The 21015-nt window shown below is 60.3% G+C and carries 24 protein-coding genes; 4 read left to right on the top strand and 20 right to left on the bottom strand.

The window, feature by feature from the left end:
* Nucleotides 1–53: 53 nt before the first annotated feature.
* From PL597_RS19530 to PL597_RS19565, 8 genes are all read right to left on the bottom strand, one after another.
* Nucleotides 54–875, bottom strand: coding sequence for a mechanosensitive ion channel family protein (locus tag PL597_RS19530; RefSeq protein ID WP_077982599.1), 822 nt, complete (start codon nt 873–875; stop codon nt 54–56).
* A gap of 78 nt (nt 876–953) precedes the next feature.
* A complete protein-coding gene (locus PL597_RS19535; protein WP_271366042.1) occupies nt 954–1472 on the bottom strand; it encodes a tyrosine phosphatase family protein in 519 nt (172 codons plus the stop codon).
* Entirely contained in the window at nt 1469–2092 is a 624-nt protein-coding gene (locus PL597_RS19540; protein WP_170985469.1) for a YfbR-like 5'-deoxynucleotidase, read from the bottom strand. Before PL597_RS19540 ends, PL597_RS19535 begins: the two co-directional genes overlap by 4 nt.
* 2 nt (nt 2093–2094) lie before the next feature.
* On the bottom strand, nt 2095–2943 hold the full coding sequence (gene ygfZ / locus PL597_RS19545; RefSeq protein ID WP_271366067.1) for a CAF17-like 4Fe-4S cluster assembly/insertion protein YgfZ: 849 nt from the start codon (nt 2941–2943) through the stop codon (nt 2095–2097).
* Between the two features lie 122 nt (nt 2944–3065).
* Nucleotides 3066–3833, bottom strand: coding sequence for a hypothetical protein (locus tag PL597_RS19550; RefSeq protein ID WP_137410028.1), 768 nt, complete (start codon nt 3831–3833; stop codon nt 3066–3068).
* 14 nt (nt 3834–3847) lie between these two features.
* Nucleotides 3848–4105 carry a hypothetical protein gene (locus tag PL597_RS19555; protein WP_003501987.1) on the bottom strand — a complete coding sequence of 86 codons (258 nt, stop codon included), beginning with the start codon at nt 4103–4105 and terminating at the stop codon, nt 3848–3850.
* A 105-nt stretch (nt 4106–4210) separates the two neighbouring features.
* A complete protein-coding gene (locus tag PL597_RS19560; protein WP_077982596.1) occupies nt 4211–4648 on the bottom strand; it encodes a TIGR02301 family protein in 438 nt (145 codons plus the stop codon).
* A 98-nt stretch (nt 4649–4746) separates the two neighbouring features.
* On the bottom strand, nt 4747–5163 hold the full coding sequence (locus PL597_RS19565; protein WP_269825795.1) for an NUDIX hydrolase: 417 nt from the start codon (nt 5161–5163) through the stop codon (nt 4747–4749).
* A 133-nt stretch (nt 5164–5296) separates the two neighbouring features.
* On the opposite strand from PL597_RS19565, the gene PL597_RS19570 reads away from it, so the two are divergent.
* Together PL597_RS19570 and PL597_RS19575 are read left to right on the top strand one after the other, a co-directional pair.
* Nucleotides 5297–5620, top strand: coding sequence for a YnfA family protein (locus tag PL597_RS19570; RefSeq protein WP_077982594.1), 324 nt, complete (start codon nt 5297–5299; stop codon nt 5618–5620).
* A gap of 10 nt (nt 5621–5630) precedes the next feature.
* Nucleotides 5631–6392, top strand: a complete 762-nt coding sequence (locus PL597_RS19575) for an SOS response-associated peptidase (protein WP_271366043.1) — start codon at nt 5631–5633, stop codon at nt 6390–6392.
* A 208-nt stretch (nt 6393–6600) separates the two neighbouring features.
* Here PL597_RS19575 and PL597_RS19580 read toward each other — a convergent pair whose 3' ends face one another.
* The 6 genes from PL597_RS19580 to PL597_RS19605 all read right to left on the bottom strand — a co-directional run bounded on the left by PL597_RS19580 (nt 6601) and on the right by PL597_RS19605 (nt 14346).
* Nucleotides 6601–7893, bottom strand: coding sequence for a GGDEF domain-containing response regulator (locus tag PL597_RS19580; RefSeq protein ID WP_271366044.1), 1293 nt, complete (start codon nt 7891–7893; stop codon nt 6601–6603).
* Between the two features lie 391 nt (nt 7894–8284).
* Complete coding sequence (locus PL597_RS19585; protein WP_264673018.1) at nt 8285–8416, bottom strand: hypothetical protein; 132 nt, start codon at nt 8414–8416, stop codon at nt 8285–8287.
* A gap of 172 nt (nt 8417–8588) precedes the next feature.
* Entirely contained in the window at nt 8589–9458 is an 870-nt protein-coding gene (gene pssA / locus PL597_RS19590; protein ID WP_020009523.1) for a CDP-diacylglycerol--serine O-phosphatidyltransferase, read from the bottom strand.
* A 22-nt stretch (nt 9459–9480) separates the two neighbouring features.
* Nucleotides 9481–10236 carry a phosphatidylserine decarboxylase gene (locus PL597_RS19595; RefSeq protein WP_269825793.1) on the bottom strand — a complete coding sequence of 252 codons (756 nt, stop codon included), beginning with the start codon at nt 10234–10236 and terminating at the stop codon, nt 9481–9483.
* A gap of 106 nt (nt 10237–10342) precedes the next feature.
* Entirely contained in the window at nt 10343–12229 is a 1887-nt protein-coding gene (locus PL597_RS19600) for an ABCB family ABC transporter ATP-binding protein/permease (RefSeq protein ID WP_077982982.1), read from the bottom strand.
* Nucleotides 12230–12339: 110 nt separating this feature from the next.
* Nucleotides 12340–14346 (bottom strand): LysM peptidoglycan-binding domain-containing protein, encoded by a 2007-nt coding sequence (locus tag PL597_RS19605; RefSeq protein ID WP_271366046.1) that lies wholly within the window; start codon nt 14344–14346, stop codon nt 12340–12342.
* A gap of 156 nt (nt 14347–14502) precedes the next feature.
* On the opposite strand from PL597_RS19605, the gene PL597_RS19610 reads away from it, so the two are divergent.
* Together PL597_RS19610 and PL597_RS19615 are read left to right on the top strand one after the other, a co-directional pair.
* Complete coding sequence (locus tag PL597_RS19610; protein WP_077982588.1) at nt 14503–15123, top strand: TIGR00730 family Rossman fold protein; 621 nt, start codon at nt 14503–14505, stop codon at nt 15121–15123.
* 189 nt (nt 15124–15312) lie between these two features.
* Entirely contained in the window at nt 15313–17073 is a 1761-nt protein-coding gene (locus PL597_RS19615; RefSeq protein ID WP_271366047.1) for a peptidoglycan D,D-transpeptidase FtsI family protein, read from the top strand.
* Between the two features lie 54 nt (nt 17074–17127).
* Here the strand turns inward: PL597_RS19615 and rarD are convergent, their stop codons facing one another.
* The 6 genes from rarD to PL597_RS19645 all read right to left on the bottom strand — a co-directional run bounded on the left by rarD (nt 17128) and on the right by PL597_RS19645 (nt 20990).
* On the bottom strand, nt 17128–18036 hold the full coding sequence (gene rarD, locus PL597_RS19620) for an EamA family transporter RarD (protein ID WP_077982587.1): 909 nt from the start codon (nt 18034–18036) through the stop codon (nt 17128–17130).
* Between the two features lie 216 nt (nt 18037–18252).
* Nucleotides 18253–19209, bottom strand: a complete 957-nt coding sequence (gene pip / locus PL597_RS19625; protein WP_271366049.1) for a prolyl aminopeptidase — start codon at nt 19207–19209, stop codon at nt 18253–18255.
* On the bottom strand, nt 19206–19691 hold the full coding sequence (locus tag PL597_RS19630; protein WP_077982585.1) for a GFA family protein: 486 nt from the start codon (nt 19689–19691) through the stop codon (nt 19206–19208). Before PL597_RS19630 ends, pip begins: the two co-directional genes overlap by 4 nt.
* A complete protein-coding gene (locus tag PL597_RS19635) occupies nt 19688–20152 on the bottom strand; it encodes a GFA family protein (RefSeq protein WP_271366050.1) in 465 nt (154 codons plus the stop codon). The genes PL597_RS19630 and PL597_RS19635 overlap by 4 nt, the downstream gene beginning before the upstream one ends.
* The gene (locus PL597_RS19640; RefSeq protein ID WP_271366051.1) at nt 20149–20625 is read right to left on the bottom strand and encodes a GFA family protein; all 477 of its coding nucleotides are present in this window, start codon (nt 20623–20625) and stop codon (nt 20149–20151) included. Before PL597_RS19640 ends, PL597_RS19635 begins: the two co-directional genes overlap by 4 nt.
* A complete protein-coding gene (locus PL597_RS19645; RefSeq protein WP_271366053.1) occupies nt 20622–20990 on the bottom strand; it encodes an endonuclease domain-containing protein in 369 nt (122 codons plus the stop codon). The genes PL597_RS19640 and PL597_RS19645 overlap by 4 nt, the downstream gene beginning before the upstream one ends.
* Between the last annotated feature and the right edge of the window lie 25 nt (nt 20991–21015).

Here is a 21015-nt window from a genome sequence, read left to right on the forward strand (position 1 = left end):
AAGCGCGATGGCTTTGCAGCCGTCGCGCTTGAAAGAGGGTAAGGTGCAACGCCTTAGGCGGGTTGCGCGCTTATGTCCGCCTTGCGCTCGTCAAAGGCGAGTTTCATAGCCTTCGTCACGTCGCGGGTCGTTGTAAAGTAACTGTCGCTGCGCACCCAGTAGCGTAATTTCACCGTGGCGCTGTCCGCACTGACTGAATCGACAAAGGTCACGGGGGCTGGATCCAGCAGCACGCGGCTTTCGGATCGCGCCACCCGCATCAGCATGTCCTGTGCGGCGGCGAGGTCCTCGTCGTTCTTGACCGTCAGGCTCACTTCATGACGGCGCGACGGAAAGCGGCTGTAATTGGTGATCGGCACGTTCCACAGGGTCGAGTTGGGTGCAAGGCGATAAAGCCCGTCGCTCGTCTTGAGCTCGGTAGCAAACAGCCCGATCTCGATGATGGTTCCTTTGACGGTGGTCGTCTCGATATATTCGCCGACGCGGAAGGGACGTAGCACCACGAGCATGATGCCCGCGGCGATGTTCTGCAACGTCCCCTGCAACGCAAGGCCGATGGCAAGGCCGGCGGCGCCGAGAACTGCAAGAATGGAAGCTGTTTGTACACCGAACTGGCTAAGCACCATGACCAGAACCAGAATTAGCACGACATAGCGGACCGCCCCGGCAAAAAAACCGGCTAGCGTCGCATCGAAGCCGCGAACGCGCGACAGGCCCTGAAATGCCCAGCGTTGCAGGAATGTTGCGGCCAACCAGCCGATGATCAGAAGAAGAAGCGCGCCAATGACCGAAAAGGAATATTGCACTGCCAGGGCGCTGGCCTGCCGAACGGCTGCCTGCGATGCGACGAAGATATCCGCTGCCTGCTGTTCCATGAATTGTCCCGTAATCTTTATTGCTGTTCAGCGTTGGTAACGAACGGGCGCCTTGGCGGTTCCGCCAAAATTCGGGCTTCAGCCGCCAAGCGGCAGCACGAAAGGCACGTTGCCGTCGGTATCCGCACCCCTGCCGATCGCCTTTATCGCCCTGACAAGTCGCCCGTCGCGCCTCAGAAGCCGGTCGCCAATGGCGATGATACGGGCATTCGGCGTGGCGTAAGGGGAAACCGCCCGCAATCGCCCGGCGAGTTCGTTCTCGTCTTGGTCCGGATAAAGGCTGAGGGATGCGATGACGGCGGCGGCGGGTGAGCGCGAAACACCCATCCAGCAATGGATGAGCAGCGGCGCGGACTGGTCCCATTGCCGGGCGAAATCGATTAGCTTCAGCACATGCGCATCGTCCGGCGCGATGAGATCGGCGGTGCCCTTGAATGCAATGTCGTTCATGGCAAGCGTCAGGTGCCGGTCTGCGGCAATGACGGCAGGGCGGTGAAAGGACTGCTCTTTGGCGATCAGCGTCACCATTTCGCGGGCCTTGTGCTTCACGGCCATCTCCGCGATCCGCGACAGCGGCGATACAACAATGGCCGTCATGTCGCGCTCCCCGTCTTGACCATACGCAGCTCTTCAATTGCCTCAAAACGCTCAATGAAAAGCTTTTGCGCTTCAGTCGAGGGCAGGGGCGTCATGTCGAACATATCGCGGGTGATGCCGCGCGGCAGGCCGAAGAACTTCTGCGCCTCGGCGGTGGAAAAACCGGCAAGTTCCGTCGCTTCGAAAAAGGCGGCGACCGTATCGGCCTTCTTGATGCGGTCCTTCAATTCGCGCGATGCATGCGGCGGCAGGCCGAAACGCAGATGCACCGCGGCTTCCAGGCGTTTTTCCACGGTCTTGTAACCACCGCCGACCACCGATTTGAACGGCGAGATCATGTCGCCGATGACATATTCCGGCGCATCGTGCAGAAGCGCCATCTGCATCTCGTCAGGCGTGGCACCGGTGCACATGCGGCAGAAGATGGTCTCGACGATGAGGCAATGCTGGGCCACGGAAAAGGCATGGTCGCCGCGCGTCTGGCCGTTCCAGCGGGCTACGCGGGCAAGGCCATGGGCAATATCGACGATTTCCACATCGAGCGGCGAAGGGTCGAGCAGATCGAGCCGCCGACCGGACAGCATGCGCTGCCAGGCGCGCGGGCTTTTTGCGGGCGTCACTCTCAGTCCTCCGCCCGCGCTGCCGGATCGGCCGTCGGCAAGGAAATGCCGCTCCACGCCGGCAGCGCCACCGTCACGGGAACATTCCCGGCAAGAAGCGGCGTACCTGAAGCAAGCGCATCGGCAATACGGTCGATCCGCACAATGGCGAGCGCCCTGTTACCGGAAACAGTTCCGAGCGCGCCGACCGGCTTTCCATCGGCAGTAATCTCCGCTCCGCTGGCGGGAAGCGCGACTTCGGCCGAAACGCTGACGACGCGGCGTCTTGCCGTGCCGCGATGTTTCATGCGCGAGACGACTTCCTGACCGACAAAACAACCCTTATTGAAGGAAACGCCGTCATTCACATCCATTAGCACATCGTGCGGAAAAGCATCCTGAAGCGCATAATCCCGACCCGATTCGGCAATGCCCTGCTCGATACGGAGCGCATCATAGGCCGCGATGTCGCCGGATGCGGAGGCGCCCGGTATACGGTAGAGATCGATGCCGGCTTTGGCGAAACGGCCATCCCTGACGCCAGCCGCTGCGGCAGTCTCGTTCCAGAAAACGCTCACGCCTTCCACCGTCTCGGCTTTGAGGTCGACCGGTGCACGCAGCTTGTACATGGTCAGGCGGCGCAACAGCGCGTCCTGTTCGGCCGCGCCCGTCTCGATCAGATAGTCCCCGCCATCGCGCCAGATCAGAAAATCGAACAGGATCTTGCCCTGCGGCGTCAGAAGGGCTGCGGCCCTTGCTTCGCCTTGCGGCAGGTTTTCAACATCTGCGGTGATGAGGTTGTTCAAAAATTCCTCGGCGCCGGCGCCGGAAACCCGGATCAGACGGCGGTCGGCAAGAAAGGCGGAAGGCATGGCGTCACCGTTCGGTTCGTCGAGACTATGCGGATAGCAGGCAAGATGCAGATGCATTTGCCGGAATGCTCATTCCGCACAGTTAGGATTTTTGCAAAAGAACGGCAAGCGCTGCGATGCGATCAATCGCCGGCGGTGAAGAACTTCCACTTGCCGTCAGGCGAAATGCCGACGCGATAAAAGCTGTAATTGCCAAATTCCTGCATGTCAGCCAGATCGCCCGCCGTAATGATTCGCAGAAGCTCCACCTTTTCCGGCGCAGTCAGCGTATTCAGCGGTTTTCCGGAAAAATAGGGGAAAACATAGGCCTCGTCAGGCGTGCCGGCGTCCACATGGGCATAACCGGTCGACAGCAGGTCGATGATGATCGCCAGCACTTCCAGCCCGTCAGGATCGCCGGAATAAGTTTTCAGCGCCGCAATCGGGTCTTCGCCGTCATTGCCGTCGATGCGGAATTCGTTCTGGCCGGCAGCGATGAAGGGTCGCAGCTTTTCGATATCGCCGGAGGCGGCGGCATCGATGATCTGCTGGCGCAGCTTGCGCACGGGTTCCGGCGCCTTGGAAATGTCGTGCTCGATCACGACAGACATTTCAGGCGTGTTGTCGGACGTGGAGGATTGCTGGTTGGCCTGATTGGCGGAACGGTCCACAAGAGGGTCGGGCAGGGGAATGCCTTCCGAATCGCCTTCGATTTCGTCCGGCTCCGCGGGCTGGGCCTGCTGCGGCTCACCGCCATTCTCAGCCTTCGGCTCGCTTTCGGTGTTCTGCGCCGGCTTCAGCTCGGAAAGGGCAAAGGCGCGGCCTGGCATGCCAATCGGGCTGGCGGCGAGCGCAAGCAGGATGGACAGCAGGGCGGAAGAGCGCAAAAGCCCCTTGCTCAGGCAAGACATGATAGACCCCGGCTTTACTGTATTACCCGCTGCGGCGAAAATTCGCCCTGAAGCATGCGCTGGCGCAGCGATTCCAGCATTGCTTCAGCGCCGGCCTCGCCATGGATACGGATGGTTTCGCGCATGGCCAGAGCGATGGCGGCATCGGCGATGATCTCAGGCTCGATGCCGTCGGCCATGCCGTCAGCCCATGCCTCGTTCTGGTGTTCCAGAGCGACCTGCATTTTTTCATGCACGATCATATCGTCGATTTCGTTACGGCTTGTCTGCATTTTTCATCCTCGACAGGGCGGGCAAGTCCTTACCACCCTGTTAACAACACTAGCAGCCTTTTATCAAAACGGCACGGCCTGCGGCGAAAAGAGGTTAATAATCCTCTAATTTCCGAACCGGGACGCGATTTCCTGCGCGAGTGTTGCCCCTTCGTTACGGTAGTTCTCTTCTGCCATGATGGCGGCGCGTGTGCAACTGGTGTGGATAGCCGCAAAGGAGCGGTATCCACGGTTGAATGCGGCCGTCATGCGCTGGCGGCGTTCGGGTTCGTTGGCCGTATCAGCGGCCAGAAGGTCGCTCATCGATTTGCGCCAGTCCTCCGGTCCGGAAGAGGGGCACAGCGTTCTCAGATATTGCACCGCGCCCAATATTTCCGAAAGCCGCGCCAGCTTGTCGTCGTAAGGAGCGGGTTTGGGCGGTGTCGCTTCCGCAGGACGCGCCGTCGAAACGGATTTTGAAGGCTGCGCATAAGCGATACCCTCTTGCCCTGATACGGCAAGCATTGTCACAAAAAGAGACAGGAAGATGGTTGGTCGTATCAAAATTCTATTCTGCCCCACACATACGCGTGAACTGTTGGCTCGTGACCATCCGGCGGGCGGATCGATCCTAGATAATAGCGATTCTGGCTGGCTGGCAATCATGCAAGCAGGCGTTCGGCGCATTCGACGACGCTTTCGGGCGCGGGCAGCAGGCGAATTTCCGCCAATGTGTACCAGCCCGCATCCGCCGCATCGTCGCCGACAGTCACGAGGGGGTCGGCATCGGTTTCCACGGTGAAAACCGACAGGAAATAATGGCTCGTCAGCAGGCCTGCCGCATCTCGCGAGGGAAGATCGTATGTCGCGAAAAGCTGCGGCCGGCGAGCGACGATGCCGGTTTCTTCCTGCAGCTCGCGCAATGCCGTTTCGGCCGGCGTTTCGCCGTCTTCGGCCCGACCGCCCGGAAAGGCGAACATGTCCTTGGAGGGTGGGTTGATGCGGCGCACGAGAAGCAGCCGGTCTCCATTCCTGACGATGGCGGAGGAGGCGGCACGGGGCTTGATACGAAGGGTCATGAAGGGTTTCGCTTGTTTCGGCCGTTTCCGGCCTGTCTATCGTGGTATCGTGGCTCGGAAAAATCGATTCCGGTTTCCGCGCCGATGGTTATAGTCCGGAACGGACGCGATTGTGCACACTAAAGACGGTGGAATGAAGGTCTATCTTATCTACGTTCTGGCGGCTCTTGCCGAAATCGCCGGCTGTTTTTCCTTCTGGGCCTGGCTGAAACTCGGTAAGACCGGTTGGATATTGTTGCCCGGCATGGTGGCGCTGGCGGCTTTTGCCTGGCTTCTGACGCTGGTGCCGACAGAGGCGGCGGGCAGGGCCTATGCCGCCTATGGCGGGATCTATATTGCTGCCTCGCTTTTCTGGCTCTGGGGCGTGGAAGGGCAAACGCCGGACAGGTGGGATATCGCCGGCGGCATCGTCTGCCTTGCCGGCACCGCCATCATCCTGTTCGGACCAAGGGCATAAGGAGAAGGCGATGTGCGGACGTTTCGTGCTGAAGGCGACGCCCGAGGAGATTGCCGATTATCTCGATCTGATCGGCCTTGAGGATTTTCCCGCCCGTTTCAATATCGCGCCGACCCAACCCATTCTGGTCGTCATGGAGGGCGAACGGCAGGAACGCGGCAGCAACCTGCCCAATCGCCGGGCCCTGCTGGTGCGCTGGGGTTTCATGCCGGGCTGGGTGAAGGACCCCAAGGATTTTCCGCTGCTCATCAACGCCCGTTCCGAAACCGCAATCGGCAAGGCCTCCTTCCGCGCGGCCATGCGCCATCGCCGCGTGCTCGTCCCGGCAACGGGTTTTTACGAATGGCGGCGCCCGCAAAAGGAGGAGGGCGGCAAACCGCAACCCTATTTCATCCGCCCGAAAAGCGGCGGCATCGTCGCTTTCGCCGGTCTCATGGAAACCTGGTCGTCTGCCGATGGTTCGGAAGTTGATACCGGCGCAATCCTCACCACGGCCGCCAATGCCGCGATTGGCCGTATTCACGACCGCATGCCCGTGGTCATTGCGCCGGAAGATTTCAGCCGCTGGCTCGACTGCAAGACCCAGGAGCCACGCGAGGTCGCCGACCTGATGCGACCCGTTCAGGATGATTTTTTCGAGATGATTCCCGTTTCGGATAAGGTCAACAAGGTCGCTAATGTCGGCGCCGACCTCATCGAACCGGTGCCGGAAAGCGCGCCGCTGGCAAAGATCAAACCGCCGAAGGACGAGGGGCAGATGTCGTTGTTTTGAGGTGTTTCGCGAGGCCAATGACGAGGGCTGAGCGAGCCGCCTTTTTCTTCTCCCCGCCGGGGAGAAGATGGCCCGAAGGGTCCGATGAGGGGGCTACGGTAGAGATATGCGGAGAGCTTGCCCCCTCATCCCCTGCCGCGGAATTCTCCCCGGCGGGGAGAAGAAACAAGTGGCACTTGCTCGGTCCCATAGAAGACTTCAGAGACAATCAGCCGTTCAGCCCGATCTTTTGCAGGCCTTCCTGGATCATGATGTCGGAATAGACGCGGTTGCGGCCATTCGCCTTGGCCAGATAGAGCAACTGATCCGCCGCATTCAGCTGGTTGTCGAAGGGCTCGCCCTTCTCGATCTCCACGACGCCGAGCGAAATCGTCAGCGCCAGGCTGCTGCCGCTCAGCTGGCGGCCGTTCCTTTCCACCTGTTCGCGCAGTTCCTCGCAGAAGGCATAGGCAGCCCGGGCATCCAGCCCGCGCAGGAACACGGCAAATTCCTCGCCGCCGAGGCGGGCGGGAATATGGCGTTGCTCGTCGCACATTTCATGCAGCAGTGCGGCCAGCTTTTTCAGCGCCCTGTCGCCGGCATCGTGCCCCAGCGTGTCGTTGATCTTCTTGAAATGATCGATGTCGAGAATGGCGACGGCGCCGCTCTCGTCATTGCCATTGATGACATCCATCAGCGCCCGCGTGCGCTCGAAGAAGGAGCGACGATTGGGCAGGCCTGTGAGGTGATCTCGCTCTGCCAGTTCGCGCAGGCGTTTGAGCTGTTTCAACGTCTCGATATTGTTGTCGATGCGGCATTGCAATTCTTCCGGCACGAAGGGGCGGTAGACGAAATCCGACGCGCCGGCCTTGAGAAAACTTGCCGAAAGGAGACGATCCGTTGAAGAGGAGATGCCGATGACCCGCAAATCTTCGGAGGACCGGCTGTCGCGGATACGGCGTGTGAGCTCGTAGCCGTCCATGTCGGGCATATGATAATCGGTGATGACAAGCTGGATCGTCGGGTCTTGCGACAGTATCTCCAGCGCCTGCTTGCCCGAATGGGCCTCGCTGACCCTGAAATTCTGCCGCTCCAGAATTTCCACCAGGCCGGAACGGGCTGTTCGCACATCATCGACGACCAGAACGGAGAAGAGCTTGTTGCTCAAAATCCGCTGGACCGTTCTGACGACCGCATCGACGGTTCGATGGCCGTCCTTGACGATATAGTCGATGATCTTCTTTTCGGCGTAGCGCTTGCGCGCCTCGTCATCCACCGTGGCGGTGAAAACGATGGCTGGCACCTTGCGCTCGGATAAAAGTGCGAGAATCTCGCCCTTCGGCGCATCGGGCAGGTTGAGGCCCGTCAGCGCCAGCGTGAAGTCATGGGTCTGCATGAGGGTATCGGCCGCGGCCATGCTGTCGCAATGGACGACTTCGGCTTCCGTTTCTTCCGAAAGCCGCGTCTTCAGCAGCATGGAAAGAGCAACGGAATCTTCAATCAGAAGGATTTTATCCTGCATGGCCGTCCCAAGCCCCCCTGGCCTGTCTTCACAATCTTCCCTCAACGCCGAACATCCGCCATCCGCGTGTCTGCGGATTCGAGAGCCGGCTTATGCATTGTTGTGGAAAAAAATGCGGAATAGAAAAGTTCTTTTGTATTCACTAATCTATACGTCGGTGTTCGTATAGCCTTCTTGTGGAAGGCGAGCCTTTTACTACACTTTCGTTGCAGCTTCGTTACAGAAGGCTGCCGATTGCGTGAATGACTGACGCTCTGCAGTATCGCGGCGGTGCCTGAAACAAAAAAACGGCGCCCGAAAAAGGCGCCGCGTGATTGTCGATTTTCCGTCGGCAACGTTCCGTTTTCTGGAAGATTCGCAAAATCCAAAAAAATCAAAAAATCTAATATTTTCAGGCGGTTTTGGCGGCGGGCTTGCGCTTCAGCATCAGGGTTGCGGCCGCTACGGCCTTCAGTCCGAGCGGGCGGTAGTGGCTGTTGAGGTCGGGCTTCGCCGGCGGCTGCGCCTTCGTCTCGTTCGTCATTTCTCTCTCTCCACAATTCACGTCAATCGCCGTTGCGATGCGTGTGAGCCACTTCTTTCGCGGCTAATCTTGACGGATTCGAGGCGAAGAAAAACGAAGCCGGCTTTCCAGACTGCGACATTTTGCGTCACATCCTGCGCCGGCTTGTGTGAGAAAAAATAAACCTGCGGTTTTAAATACCGCGATCGAGGCCGTTGCCGCCATTGGCGTCGTCATGTGCGTCTTCCTCGATGGTCAGCGTGCCGTAGCGGCGGTGCCAGAGGCGGGCGCTGATGGGAATGAAGACGAGATAGGCGGCAACCGTCAGAACCAGCACTTCCCAGGTGAAGCTCATCAGCATTGCGACATAGAGCACGACGACGAGGATCATCGGCAGGACCAGATCGCGACGGATGCGGCTGGTGCCGGATTTTCCCGACCAGACCGGCAGGCGGCTGATGAGGAGATAACCGATCAGCACGGTATAGGCGGCGGCCACATAGGCGAAGGGCTTGTCCGGCTCGACGCCGAGGAAGCCGAGATAGACAGGCAGCAGCACCAGCATGGCGCCCATCGGGGCGGGGACGCCCACGAAGAACTCATTCTGCCACGGCGCCTTGACCGGCCGCTCGATCATGACGTTGAAACGCGCCAGACGCAGGCCGGCGGCGATGACATAGATGAGGGCGGCGATCCAGCCGATGGAGCGCGCCTGGTCGAGAAGGTAGGCATAGACCACGAGGGCAGGGGCGACACCGAAATTGACGATATCGGCCAGCGAATCCATCTGCTCGCCGAATTTGGACGTCGCTTTCATCATGCGGGCGATGCGCCCGTCTATGCCGTCAAGGAAGGCGGCAAGCAGCACCATGCCGACGGCCAGCTCGAAGCGGCCCTCTATGGCGAGACGCACGCCGCTCAGGCCCGCACAGATGGCCAGAACGGTGATGAGATTGGGAACGACGAGGCGAAAGGGAATTTCCCTCAGCCGTGGTCCACGGCCGCTGTCGCTGCGGCCCTCTGGTTTGCCGTTCTGTTGCGGTTCGGCGATCGGCGTTTCCATGCGCATGCCCTTCCTGTTTCCGTCAGCCGCGGCGGCTGACGACCGGACCCTTGGCGGAGCCGAATTCGGCGAGCACGGTTTCACCGGCAATCGCCGTCTGGCCGACCGATACGCGCGGCTCGAAACCTGCGGGAAGGAAGATATCGAGACGCGAGCCGAAACGGATAAGACCGAAACGCTCGCCGGCGTCGACTGGTTCATTCGGCTTTACCCAGCAGACGATGCGGCGGGCAACCATGCCGGCGATCTGCACCACGCCGACCTTGCCGTGCGAGGTCTCGATGACGAGGCCGTTGCGCTCATTGTCTTCGGAAGCCTTGTCCACTTCGGCATTGAGGAAGAGGCCGGGACGGTAAGCGACATTGACGATGCGGCCACGCACGGGCGCGCGGTTCACATGGCAGTTGAACACGTTCATGAACACCGAGATACGCACCAGCGGTTCCTTGCCGAGTTCCAACTCCAGCGGCGGAACGACGCTCTGCACGGCGGAAACCTTGCCATCGGCCGGGCTGATGATGAGGTCGTCATCCTGCGGCGTGACACGCTCGGGATCGCGGAAGAAATAGGCGCACCAGGCTGTGAGCACGAGACCGACCCAGAACAGCGGTTCGGCGATCCAGCCGAGCACCAACGATGCGACGAAGAAGGCCGCCACGAAGACATAACCTTCCTTGTGGATCGGTACGATGGTGTTGCGAATGGTGTCGAACAGATTCATGAGATTCCTTGCTCCGGTTGTCGTCTGTCGCGTCTGTATGTGGTCGTGATACGACATGAGCCACACGGCAATGCGACAAATTTTGCCTAGCTGGTTACAGCCAAACGCGCCGCCGGGCAATGGGCCGGGGGCCATGAGGCCCGGTTGGCCGGGGTTATGCGCGTCAATGCGCCGGTTCACCGCGGTCGATGACACCCAGATCGTCGGTTTCGCGCACATGGCGCAGCACCTCTTCCGCACGGATCGCCTCGCGCTGGCGGCTCCACATCGAGGCGTAGAGGCCGTTCTGCCCCATCAGCGAGCTGTGCGTGCCGCGTTCGGCGATCTGCCCGTCCTTCAGCACGATGATCTCATCCGCGCCGATGACGGTGGAAAGGCGATGGGCGATGACCAGCGTGGTGCGGTTCTTCGAGACGATGTCGAGCGCGCTCTGGATTTCCTGCTCGGTATGCGTATCGAGCGCAGAGGTCGCCTCGTCGAGAATGAGGATCGGCGGCCCTTTGAGGATCGTGCGGGCAATCGCCACGCGCTGTTTTTCCCCGCCGGAAAGCTTCAGGCCGCGTTCACCGACCATGGTGGCGTAACCCTCCGGCAGCTTGCCGATGAAGGCGCTGATCTGCGCCGCATCCGCCGCAGCCCTCAGTTCCTCGTCGGTGGCGGAGGGGCGGCCATAACGGATGTTATAGGCGAGCGTGTCGTTGAAAAGCACGGTATCCTGCGGCACCATACCGATCACCGAGCGCAGGCTCTTCTGCGTCACATCGCGAATATCCTGCCCGTCAACGGTCACCGAGCCTTCCTGAATATCGTAGAAACGATAAAGCAGCCGCGAGATCGTCGATTTGCCCGCGCCCGAAGGGCCGACAATGGCCACCGTCTTGCCCGCCGGCACGTCGAAGGAAACGCCCTTCAGGATCGGTCTGTCGGGGTCATAGGCGAAATGCACGTCGCGGAAGGAGATCGCGCCCGGTCCGGCTGCAAGCGGCTTCGCATCCGGCCTGTCGGTGACTTCCGCCTCTACTTCCAGAAGATCGAACATCTGCTCGATGTCGGTCAGGCCCTGGCGGATTTCGCGATAAACGAAGCCGATAAAATTCAACGGCACGGAAAGCTGCAACAGCAGCGCATTGACGAAGACGAAATCGCCGATTGTCTGTTCGCCGCGCTGCACGGCAAGCGCCGACATCACCATCATGACGGTGGAGCCGATGCCGAAGATAACGCCTTGGCCGAAGTTCAGCCAGCCGAGCGAGGTCCAGATCGAGATCGCCGATTTTTCGTAACGCTCCATGGCGACATCGAAACGCCGCGCCTCCATCTCTTCATTGCCGAAATATTTGACGGTCTCGAAATTCAGGAGCGAATCGATTGCCTTGGTGTTGGCGTCGGTGTCGCTGTCATTCATGGCGCGGCGGATGCCGATGCGCCAGTTGCTGGCCCGCACGGTGAACCAGATATAGGCCCAGACCGTGATGACCGTGACGAGCACATAGGAAAAACCGTAGGAGGCCCAGAAGATGATCGCTGTCAGCAGGAATTCGATGAGGGTCGGCGCGGTGTTGAGAATGGTGAAGCGGACAATGGTTTCAATGCCCTTGGTGCCACGCTCGATGACCCGCGACAGTCCGCCGGTTTTGCGCTCCAGATGGAACCGCAAAGAAAGCCGGTGCATGTGAACGAAGGTCCTGTAGGCGAGCTGACGCACGGCATGTTGGCCGACGCTTGCAAAAAGCGAATCGCGCAGCTGGTTGAGTCCCACCTGTATCAGCCGCGTCAGATTATAGGCGATCACCAGCGCGACGGCTCCGAGCAGGAAGGCGGGAACAAGCCCGGCCATATCCAGCCGGCCGTTCAGCGCATCGGTCGCCCATTTGAAGAAATAGGGAACTGAGATCAGCACCAGCTTGGCGACGACCAGATACACGGTGGCCCAGACCACCCGCATCTTCAGATCCCAACGCCCCTCCGGCCACATATAGGGCCAGAGATTGATCAGCGTCTGGATGGGATTGCTGGAATCCGCAGAAATGGTTTTTTTCTTCGTGGCCATCATTCGCTCCGGTGACTGCCGGAAGCCGACAGCAGGGCGGCGGCTTTGGTCAAGCCGCCGCGCGTGTCACAGATAGGGTTGTTGCGCGTTCACCGCAACGCTAGAAATGCTCAGGAGCCGCCCTTCAGCCGCTTGCGGTGAAGTTCCTCGGCATTCGGCAACGCCTCTTTCGGCACGCCGAAAATCTGGCCGGGCTCGATCAGGTCGGGGTTTTTGATCTGGTCTTCGTTGGCGAGATAGATCGTCGTATAACGCACGCCCTGACCATAAACACGACGGGAAATCTGCCACAGCGTATCACCGCGGCGGATGATGACGCTGTTCTGGCTCTCTGCCAGCGGCGCCTGCTCGAAGGTCTGCGGACCGGCGGGCGCCTGTGGAGCGGGAGCGGCGGGCGCCGTGATGTGGAGCTCGGCAAGGCGGCTTGCCAGCGAGGCGATACCCTTGCCGATTGCCGCCACATCGTTCGGCCATGCTTCGACCGATGTTAGCAGCTGGCGCGCCTTGGCGGTGATGTCGCCGGCAAAAGCGGTGAAGGCCGGATCTGTCGCGGCGGCGGTACGGAATTCCGAAAGCGACTTGAGGCCGATGACGACGGCGGAGCGGCCGGCAATGGCCTGATCGAGCGCCGGCGTGGCCTGATCCTTGTAGAGATTGGAAAGAATGCCGAAGGCCTTGGCAACATCGTCGCGCAGCTTTTCAAAAGTTGCGCGATCACTTGCCGTGCTCTGGTTTTCAGCCGGCGCCGCAGTCGCTGTGGCTGACGACGGAGCGGACGGCGTTTGCATGGCGACGGTCGCCTGGTCGGTCTGCGGCCGCTCGAAGGGAACGCGCACGCGCAGTTTCGCGGCGCCGTCGGCATTCAGTTCCTCGACGGTGATGATATGGCTGCCGACGCTAAGCTCGACATCGCCTTCGACGACGAAATGACCGGAGGCTTCCGTGATGCTCTTGCCGATTTCCCTGTCATCGACCAGCGCACGCACAGTCGAACCGGCAGGCGCGGAACCGGCGACGAAGATCTTCGATCCCTCGAACTCGACGGCGGTGACCTGAACGCTCGAGGTCAGCGGGGCCGCGGCGGACGCAGCCGCAGTGCCGGCGAGCGGTGCGGAAGCGGTGTTGGCGCTGGTTTCGGATGTTGCCGCAGGCTGTTGCGAGGGCGCGGCTTGCGGCTGAAGCGCCGGAGGGGCCGCCTCCGGCATGGCCAGCACGCGGCTTGCCTTGCCGGGCTTGGAAACCATGGCCAGAAGCTCGCCCGTCTTGCCGTCAGGTACGGAAACCGTGGCGACTTCTTCGGATTGCGTTGCCTTGCCGTTGGCATCGGTCGAACGCAGCACCAGCTCATGATCGCCGGGTGGCAGCGGATTGTCGAAAACGGCGGCGAAATCGCCGCTGCCGTCGATGGTCGTCTGCGCGATCACCTTGCCGTTGCTCAAGATTTCGAGCTTCGCACCGGGCTGCGCCTTGCCGGCGATCACGGCCGAACCATCCGGCTCGACGCGCAGCACGTCGAAAGTCGGCGTGGCGGATGATGATTGCGCCGCATCGGCGGGTGCTGCGGCCGGTTTTGCCGGTTCTGGCGCACCATCGTCGGTGCCGGCGAAGACGCCAGCCAGACGACGCACCTGGGCCGCCGCCGCCGCCGCATTGTCAGGCAGGCCGCGCAGGAACGCCGTGGTGCGCTCGGCGGCCGCGCGCGCCGTAGTGATGAGCCGCGACGTCGTTTCGTCCAGCGACTCGGGAATTTCGATATTCGTCAGTTCCTTCAGCGAGGTTTCGACCTTCTTGCGCGCCGCTGCGAAATCGGCGTCGGAGGGAACCTTGCTGTCGGCGAAAAGCGTCGTCAGATCCTTGATCGACTGGGTGGCGGAAGCCGCCCGCCGCCCGACCTTGTCGGCGATGTTGGCGGTTTCCTCGGCCGCGTCGGACAGAATGTCGCCCGCCTTGTCGGCGCCCATTTCAACGCTGTTCTTCACGGCGTCGCCGGCCTCGTTGATAGCGTCGCCGATCGGTTTGCCGTCGTTTGAAATCCGCGGCAGGACGAAAAAGATCATGAGCAGGGACGCAATCCCCAGCACGACCAGCGCCAGCAAACCGGCTTTATTATTTTTCATCCTGGAATCTCCGGGTATTTCAAGCTTTTCACACAAGTTGAGATTGCTAGCGCCTTACCTTGCGCCAGACAAGCGGCGAGTGGCTAAAAGGCCATATTTGCAAGGGATTTCCCAAATTTTCTTGACGTGCCGCATCGCACATAGTTCCTTCCCTTCATGACGGACAAAAATACATCGATTCGATCCATCTGCGTTTATTGCGGCTCCCAGCCCGGACGTGATCCGGCTTATATGGAAGCAGGCCGCGCGCTTGGGAAATGCTTTGCCGAAAGCGGCATTCGCCTCATTTATGGCGGCGGCACCAAGGGCATCATGGGCGCGGTCGCCAGCGGCGTTCTTTCCAATGGCGGCGAAGTAACCGGCATCATACCGGAATTTCTGGTCGATATGGAGGCGACGCGCCATTCTCTCGGACAATTGAACGAGCTTGTCATAACCAAGGACATGCACGAGCGCAAACATATGATGTTCGAGCGGTCCGATGCCTTCGTGACATTGCCGGGCGGTGTCGGCACGCTGGAGGAGATCGTCGAGATCATGACCTGGGCGCAGCTTGGCCGCCATTCCAAACCGATGGTCTTTGCCAATATCAACGGCTTCTGGAACCCGATGCTGGAGTTGGTGCAACACATGCGCGACCAGGGCTTCATTCACCGCGCGCATCTTCTCAACCCACTCGTCATCGACGAGGTGAAGGATATCGTGCCCGCCATCATCGACCGGGCGCTGGCGCAGCAGAACCCGGAAGGCGACCCTTCGGTGATTTCCCGCCTCTAGCTTTGCCCTTTGTTAACGACCGCCTGGGCGGCTCGTTACAATTTTAAATGTATATTAATACAGATTTAACGGCGGCATCTCTCCGCCCGCTCTTTTCATGGCCCCGCGGCTTATCTTGTGCCAGCCTCAATAAGGCGTTGGCTGTCGCGGAATTCGTTTCGCCGCCATGAGAGTGGGTGTCATCGGGAAATGATTGCTTTTGTGGTGCGGCTCAAAAGCCGGGCGCATTTTATTATTCAGAGAAATTCCGCGCAGGGTAGGGAGGCGCTCCTCGGTTCCGCCGCTCGCCGCAGGGTCGATGCGCGCATGAGGCTCGGCATCCTGATCGCCGCCTTCGCTGTCATCTATGCGGTCGTCGCCGCACGTCTCGTCCAATATGGCCTTGCCGAACCGGTGGCGACCGCATGGATCAATACCGGTGCCAATGCCGTCGCCTCCCGGCCGGATATTGTCGATCGCAACGGCACGCTTCTGGCAACCGATCTTAACATGGTCTCGCTCTATGCGGATCCGCGCCGGATCGTCGATCCGGACGAGGTGGTGGAGAAACTCGCGACCGTTATTCCCAATCTCGACTGGCGTGAAACGCACCGCCGGTTGCGCTCGGATACCGGCTTTCAATGGCTGCGACGCCAGCTGACGCCCCGGCAGCAGGCGGATATTCTCAACCTCGGCATACCGGGCATCGGCTTCCGGCCGGAAAAGCGAAGGTTTTATCCGGGCGGCCCCACCGCTTCGCATATTATCGGCCACGTCAATGTCGACAATCAGGGGCTTGCCGGCATGGAGCGCTACCTCGACCAGCAGGGGCTGGCCGATCTGCGCGCCGTGGGTCTTGCCAGCGGCGCGCCGATGGAGCCGGTGCGGCTCTCCATCGATCTCAGGGTACAAAACATCGTCCGCGATGTGGTCGTGAAGGCGAAAAGCGCCTATCAGGCCGAAGCCGCCGGTTCGGTGATCCTTGATGTGGAGACGGGCGAAGTGCTGGCCATGGCCTCGGTGCCTGACTACGATCCGAACGAACCGTCCCGCACCCTCGCCGATGGCAGCATCGACAGGGAGTATGAAAAGGGCTGGTTCAACCGGATGAGCAACGCCACCTTCGAGATGGGCTCCACATTCAAGAGCTTCACGCTCGCCATGGGGCTGGATGCCGGGGCGATCACGCTGGGTTCGGTGGTGGATGCGTCGCGGCCGATCCGCATGGGCGGCTTCACCATCAAGGATTTCAAGGGCAGGAACCGGCCGCTCTCCATTCCGGAAGTGTTTCAATATTCATCGAATATCGGCACGGCGGCGGTGGCCGACAAGGTCGGGGTCGAAGGCCATCAGCAATTTCTGACGAAACTCGGGCTTCTTACCAGGATGGACACGGAAATGCCCGGTGTGGCCACGCCTACCCAGCCGAGAACATGGAAGAAGATCAATTCCGTCACCATCTCCTTCGGCCATGGCGTCGCCACCACCCCGTTGCAGACGGCGGTGGCCGCTGCCGCGCTGATCAATGGCGGCAACCTGATTTCGCCGACCTTCCTGCCGCGTTCGAAAGAAGCTGCCGCATCGCTCGCGCGCACCGTCATCAACGACAGGACGAGCGCCGATATGCGCTACCTGTTCAATTGGAACGGCATCAAGGGTTCCGGCCGTGGCGCGCAGGTGGAGGGATTTCATGTGGGCGGCAAGACTGGAACCGCCGACAAGGTGATCAATGGCCGTTACGCCAAGGATATCAATTTCAACGCCTTCGTGGCAGGTTTTCCCATGCACAAACCGAAATATGTCGTGTTGACGATGATCGACGCCCCGAAGACCGGCGTGAACGGCGGGCGCACGGCGGCCTCAACCGCGGCCCCGATGACCCGCGAGATAATTACCCAAACGGCAGGCGTTCTCGGCGTCAAACCGCATTTCGGTTACGACGCCAACCCGCAATTGCTGGTGGACTATTGACGCTACCTCTCTTCATTCCCGTGATGAGCAAAGGAATGAGGGATGCCGCCCGGACTACCGCTTGAGCCGCAGCAGGCTGGAGCCGGTATAGATCGCCAGCGCCACCCAGATCATCGCAAAGGCGGCCATGCGCACCATGTCGAACGGCTCCTTGAAGATGAAGATGGCAATGAGGAAGATCATCGTCGGTGCGATATATTGCATGATGCCGATGGTCGACAGCCGCAGCAGTTTTGCGCCATTGCCATAAAGGATGAGCGGAACGGCGGTGATAAGCCCGCTTGCCGCCAGAAGCCAAGTATCGGCGGAGTTGCCGCCCATGAAATGCGCCTGTCCGCTGAAGGCGAGCCAGATCATCACCAGCACGGCAGGGATGGATAAAAGCATGACTTCCAGCAGGAAACCCTGCGTTGCGCCAATCGGCAAAGTCTTGCGGAAAAAGGCGTAAAAACCCCAGGACACGGTGAGCGCGATGGACACCCAGGGCAGGCTACCCGCATGCCAGGTGAGGATCGCCACCGCCAGCGCCACGAGGCAGATAGCGGCGATCTGCGCCGGATAAAGCTTTTCCTTGAGAAGCACCGCGCCGAGGAAAATGCTGAACAGCGGATTGATGAAATAGCCAAGCGCGGCATCGAGCGCGCGGCCTGCGCCGATCGCCCAGATATAGACGCCCCAGTTGATGCTAATGAGGATGGCCGTCAGGCTCGCCATAGCCAGCATCTTCGGGGTTCTGAGCGCGGTTCTGATTTCCGCCGTGCGCCCGAGCGCAATCAGCACGACCGCCGCAATCGGCACCGACCAGACGACGCGATGGACAATGACCTCGATCGGCGAAATATGCGCAACCGCTTTCATGTAGAAGGGAAGAAACCCCCAGAGCAGATAAGCGGAAAGCGCGAAAGCAAAACCGCGCGCGCTGTCGCCGCCCTCCTGGGCCGGGAGCGATTTGTCGAGTGCCATGGGGAGTACCGCCAATTGTTCGGATGCCGTTTTATAACGGATCGCCACAGTGGCGGCCAATTCATTTCCGTGAAGGGTTCATGAGAAAAACTGCATGAATAAAAGGCGCGCTGCCCTTGAAATGGGCTGCTCCGCGATGGAAGGAAATGATCCGCGCAGGAAGCCCTGCGTGAATCATTCTCTTATCCGTCCGTTGCAAGGTGATGAAAGGACTGGTTATTTCCCGGCAAAACGGTCGTTGGCGCGGATCAGTTGATCAAGAATGCCCGGCTCGCTCATCGCGTGTCCGGCCGCCTCGATGATGTGGAAATCCGCCTTCGGCCAAGCTTTGGCCAGCTGCCAGGCATATTTCAGCGGGCAGGGCATGTCATAACGCCCATGCACGATGACGCCGGGAATATCGTTAAGTTTGCCGGCGTCGCGCAGCAATTGGCCTTCTTCCAGCCAGCCGCCATTGACGAAAAAGTGGTTTTCGATGCGGGCGAAAGCGATGGCGTATTTGTCCTCGCCGAAATCCGCGACCCGGTCGGGATCGCTGACGAGTGAGATGGTTGCCCCTTCCCACTGGCTCCATGCCTTGGCGCATTCGAGTTTCTTCGCCTCGTCGGTACCGGTGAGATAGCGGTTATAGGCCTGCATCATCTCGCCGCGTTCGGCTTGCGGGATGGGTGCTATGAATTTTTCCCACTGATCCGGATACATTTCGGAAACGCCGAACTGGTAATACCAGTCCAGTTCCGGCCTGGTGACGGTGTAAATGCCGCGCAGAACCAGCTCACTGACGCGGTCGGGATGGGTCTCGGCATAGGCGAGCGCCAGCGTCGAGCCCCAGGAACCGCCGAAAACCAGCCATTTCTCGAAGCCGCAAAGCACGCGCAGCCTTTCGATATCGGCAACGAGATGCCATGTGGTATTGGCTTCCAGTTCCGCATGCGGCGTGGAGCGGCCGCAGCCGCGCTGGTCGAACAGGATGACGTCGTAAAGGGCCGGATCGAAAACGCGGCGATGCGTGGGATTCACCCCGCCGCCGGGACCGCCATGCAGGAAAACCGCCGGTTTTCCACCGCGCGTGCCCACCCGTTCCCAATAGATCGTGTGGCCGTCGCCGACATCGAGCATGCCGGTCTCGAAAGGTTCGATCTCGGGGTAAAAGCCGCGCAATTCTTCGGTCATGGGTCATCATCCTTCGCTGGCCATTCGGCCGTATCATGGTCCGGGTGTTGGCAATTGTTCACCCGAGGGGAAGGGCTATCCGTTGCAGGCTCCGGCTCGATCGGCAAGCCGTCGAGTGCGCCGAACCACTGCATTTTGCCAGCGAGATTGGATTGCGCCTCGGGTTTGATCCGCTGGGGTTCGTCCAGCGAACCGAGGGCAATATTGATGAAATCGGCGCCCGGCATGTCGTAGAACAGCGGCGTGCCGCACCGGCCGCAGAAACCGCGACGCACGTGATCGGAGGACTGGAACCACGTTGCTTCGCCGCGGGTGATTTCAAACTGCGTAAGCGTACTTGCGGCAAGCGGCATGAAATAATTGCCCGATGCCTTCTGGCACATGCGGCAATGGCACAGATGCGGATAACGAAGACCGCCCTCTATCCGATAACGCACCGCGCCGCACTGACATCCACCGCTGAAACCCTCGGCTCCGCTCATGCGCGCTCGTCTTCCGGCGGCCAGACCTTTGTGTCGTGATCCGGGTGCTGATAGGAGGTGATCTCCGCCTCGTCCACGCCCTGTTCCACGGTCGGCTTGCCGAAGAGCTGCTCTATCCACGGCATGCGCTTGTGGACATTGACCTGCACCTGCGGCTCGATCCGCTCGGGCTCATCGAAAGCGCCGATGGCGATCTCGACGCCGCCGGGATAATGGTAGGTCAGCGGCGTGCCGCACTTGTTGCAGAAACCGCGATGGATTTTCTGCGACGAACGAAAGAGGGCAGGCTGGCCGCGCGTCCAGGTCAGATGCGCCTGATCGGCTGTGACGAGTGCGCCGAAGAAATTGCCGAAATGTTTCTGGCACATGCGGCAATGGCAGATGGAGGGCCGGCCGAGTTTGCCCGCATGGAAACGCACCGCACCACACTGGCAACCGCCGGAAAAACCACTTTCGCTCATTGTCTGTTCTCCAGCGGCCATTGTGCCGTATCATGGTCGGGGTGCTGATAGGAGACGAGATTGGTGAGATAGTCCACCGAAGTCAGGTCGTCTTCCGTCGGAACGGCAGGCAGCGTGTGAAGCGTGTCGACGAAATCGATCTTGCGCTCCACGCCCCACTGAATGGTTGGCGGCAGCGCTGCGGGATCGTCAAATGCCCCGGCAGCCACCGCCACGCCATCCGGCGCCTCATAGGTCAGCGGCGTGCCGCATTCCGGGCAGAAACCGCGCTTGACGACGCTGGAGGATTGAAACCGCTTCGGTTCGCCGCGCGTCCATTCGAATTCCACGTTGCGTACCGAAACCAGCGGCGCGTAATAGGCCCCGAAGGCCTTCTGGCACATGCGGCAATGGCAGATGGAACTGTCCTTCAAGTCGCCCGTGGCGCGAAAACGGACCGCGCCGCATTGGCATCCGCCGGTATGGGTGGTCATGCTTGGTTCTCCTCTGCCATGCGGATAATGTGGAGACAGACATTGTCGATGTCGTTGAGGATATCGTCGTTCCAGAAACGGAGGATGGTCCAGCCTAGTTCCTCAAGCGTTTGTGTTCTCTGCCGGTCGTAAGCTGCCGCAAAGTCTTCCGCGTGTTGAAACCCGTCCAGTTCGATGATGATCTTATGCGACGGGCAAGCGAAATCAACGATATATCCGGCAACCGGCAACTGGCGTCGGAAAGACAGGCCGTCTAGGCGGTGAGCACGGACGGCGTTCCAAAACTTCAGCTCTGTGTCGGTCATAGCCTTTCGCATCTGCCGCGCATATTCCCGATGTTGGGGTTTGACCTTGGCGTGGGGCATGAGCGGCTCGCGGTTTGAAGGGATA

It is taken from the genome of Agrobacterium sp. ST15.13.013 (assembly GCF_027956525.1).
GTDB lineage: Bacteria > Pseudomonadota > Alphaproteobacteria > Rhizobiales > Rhizobiaceae > Agrobacterium > Agrobacterium salinitolerans.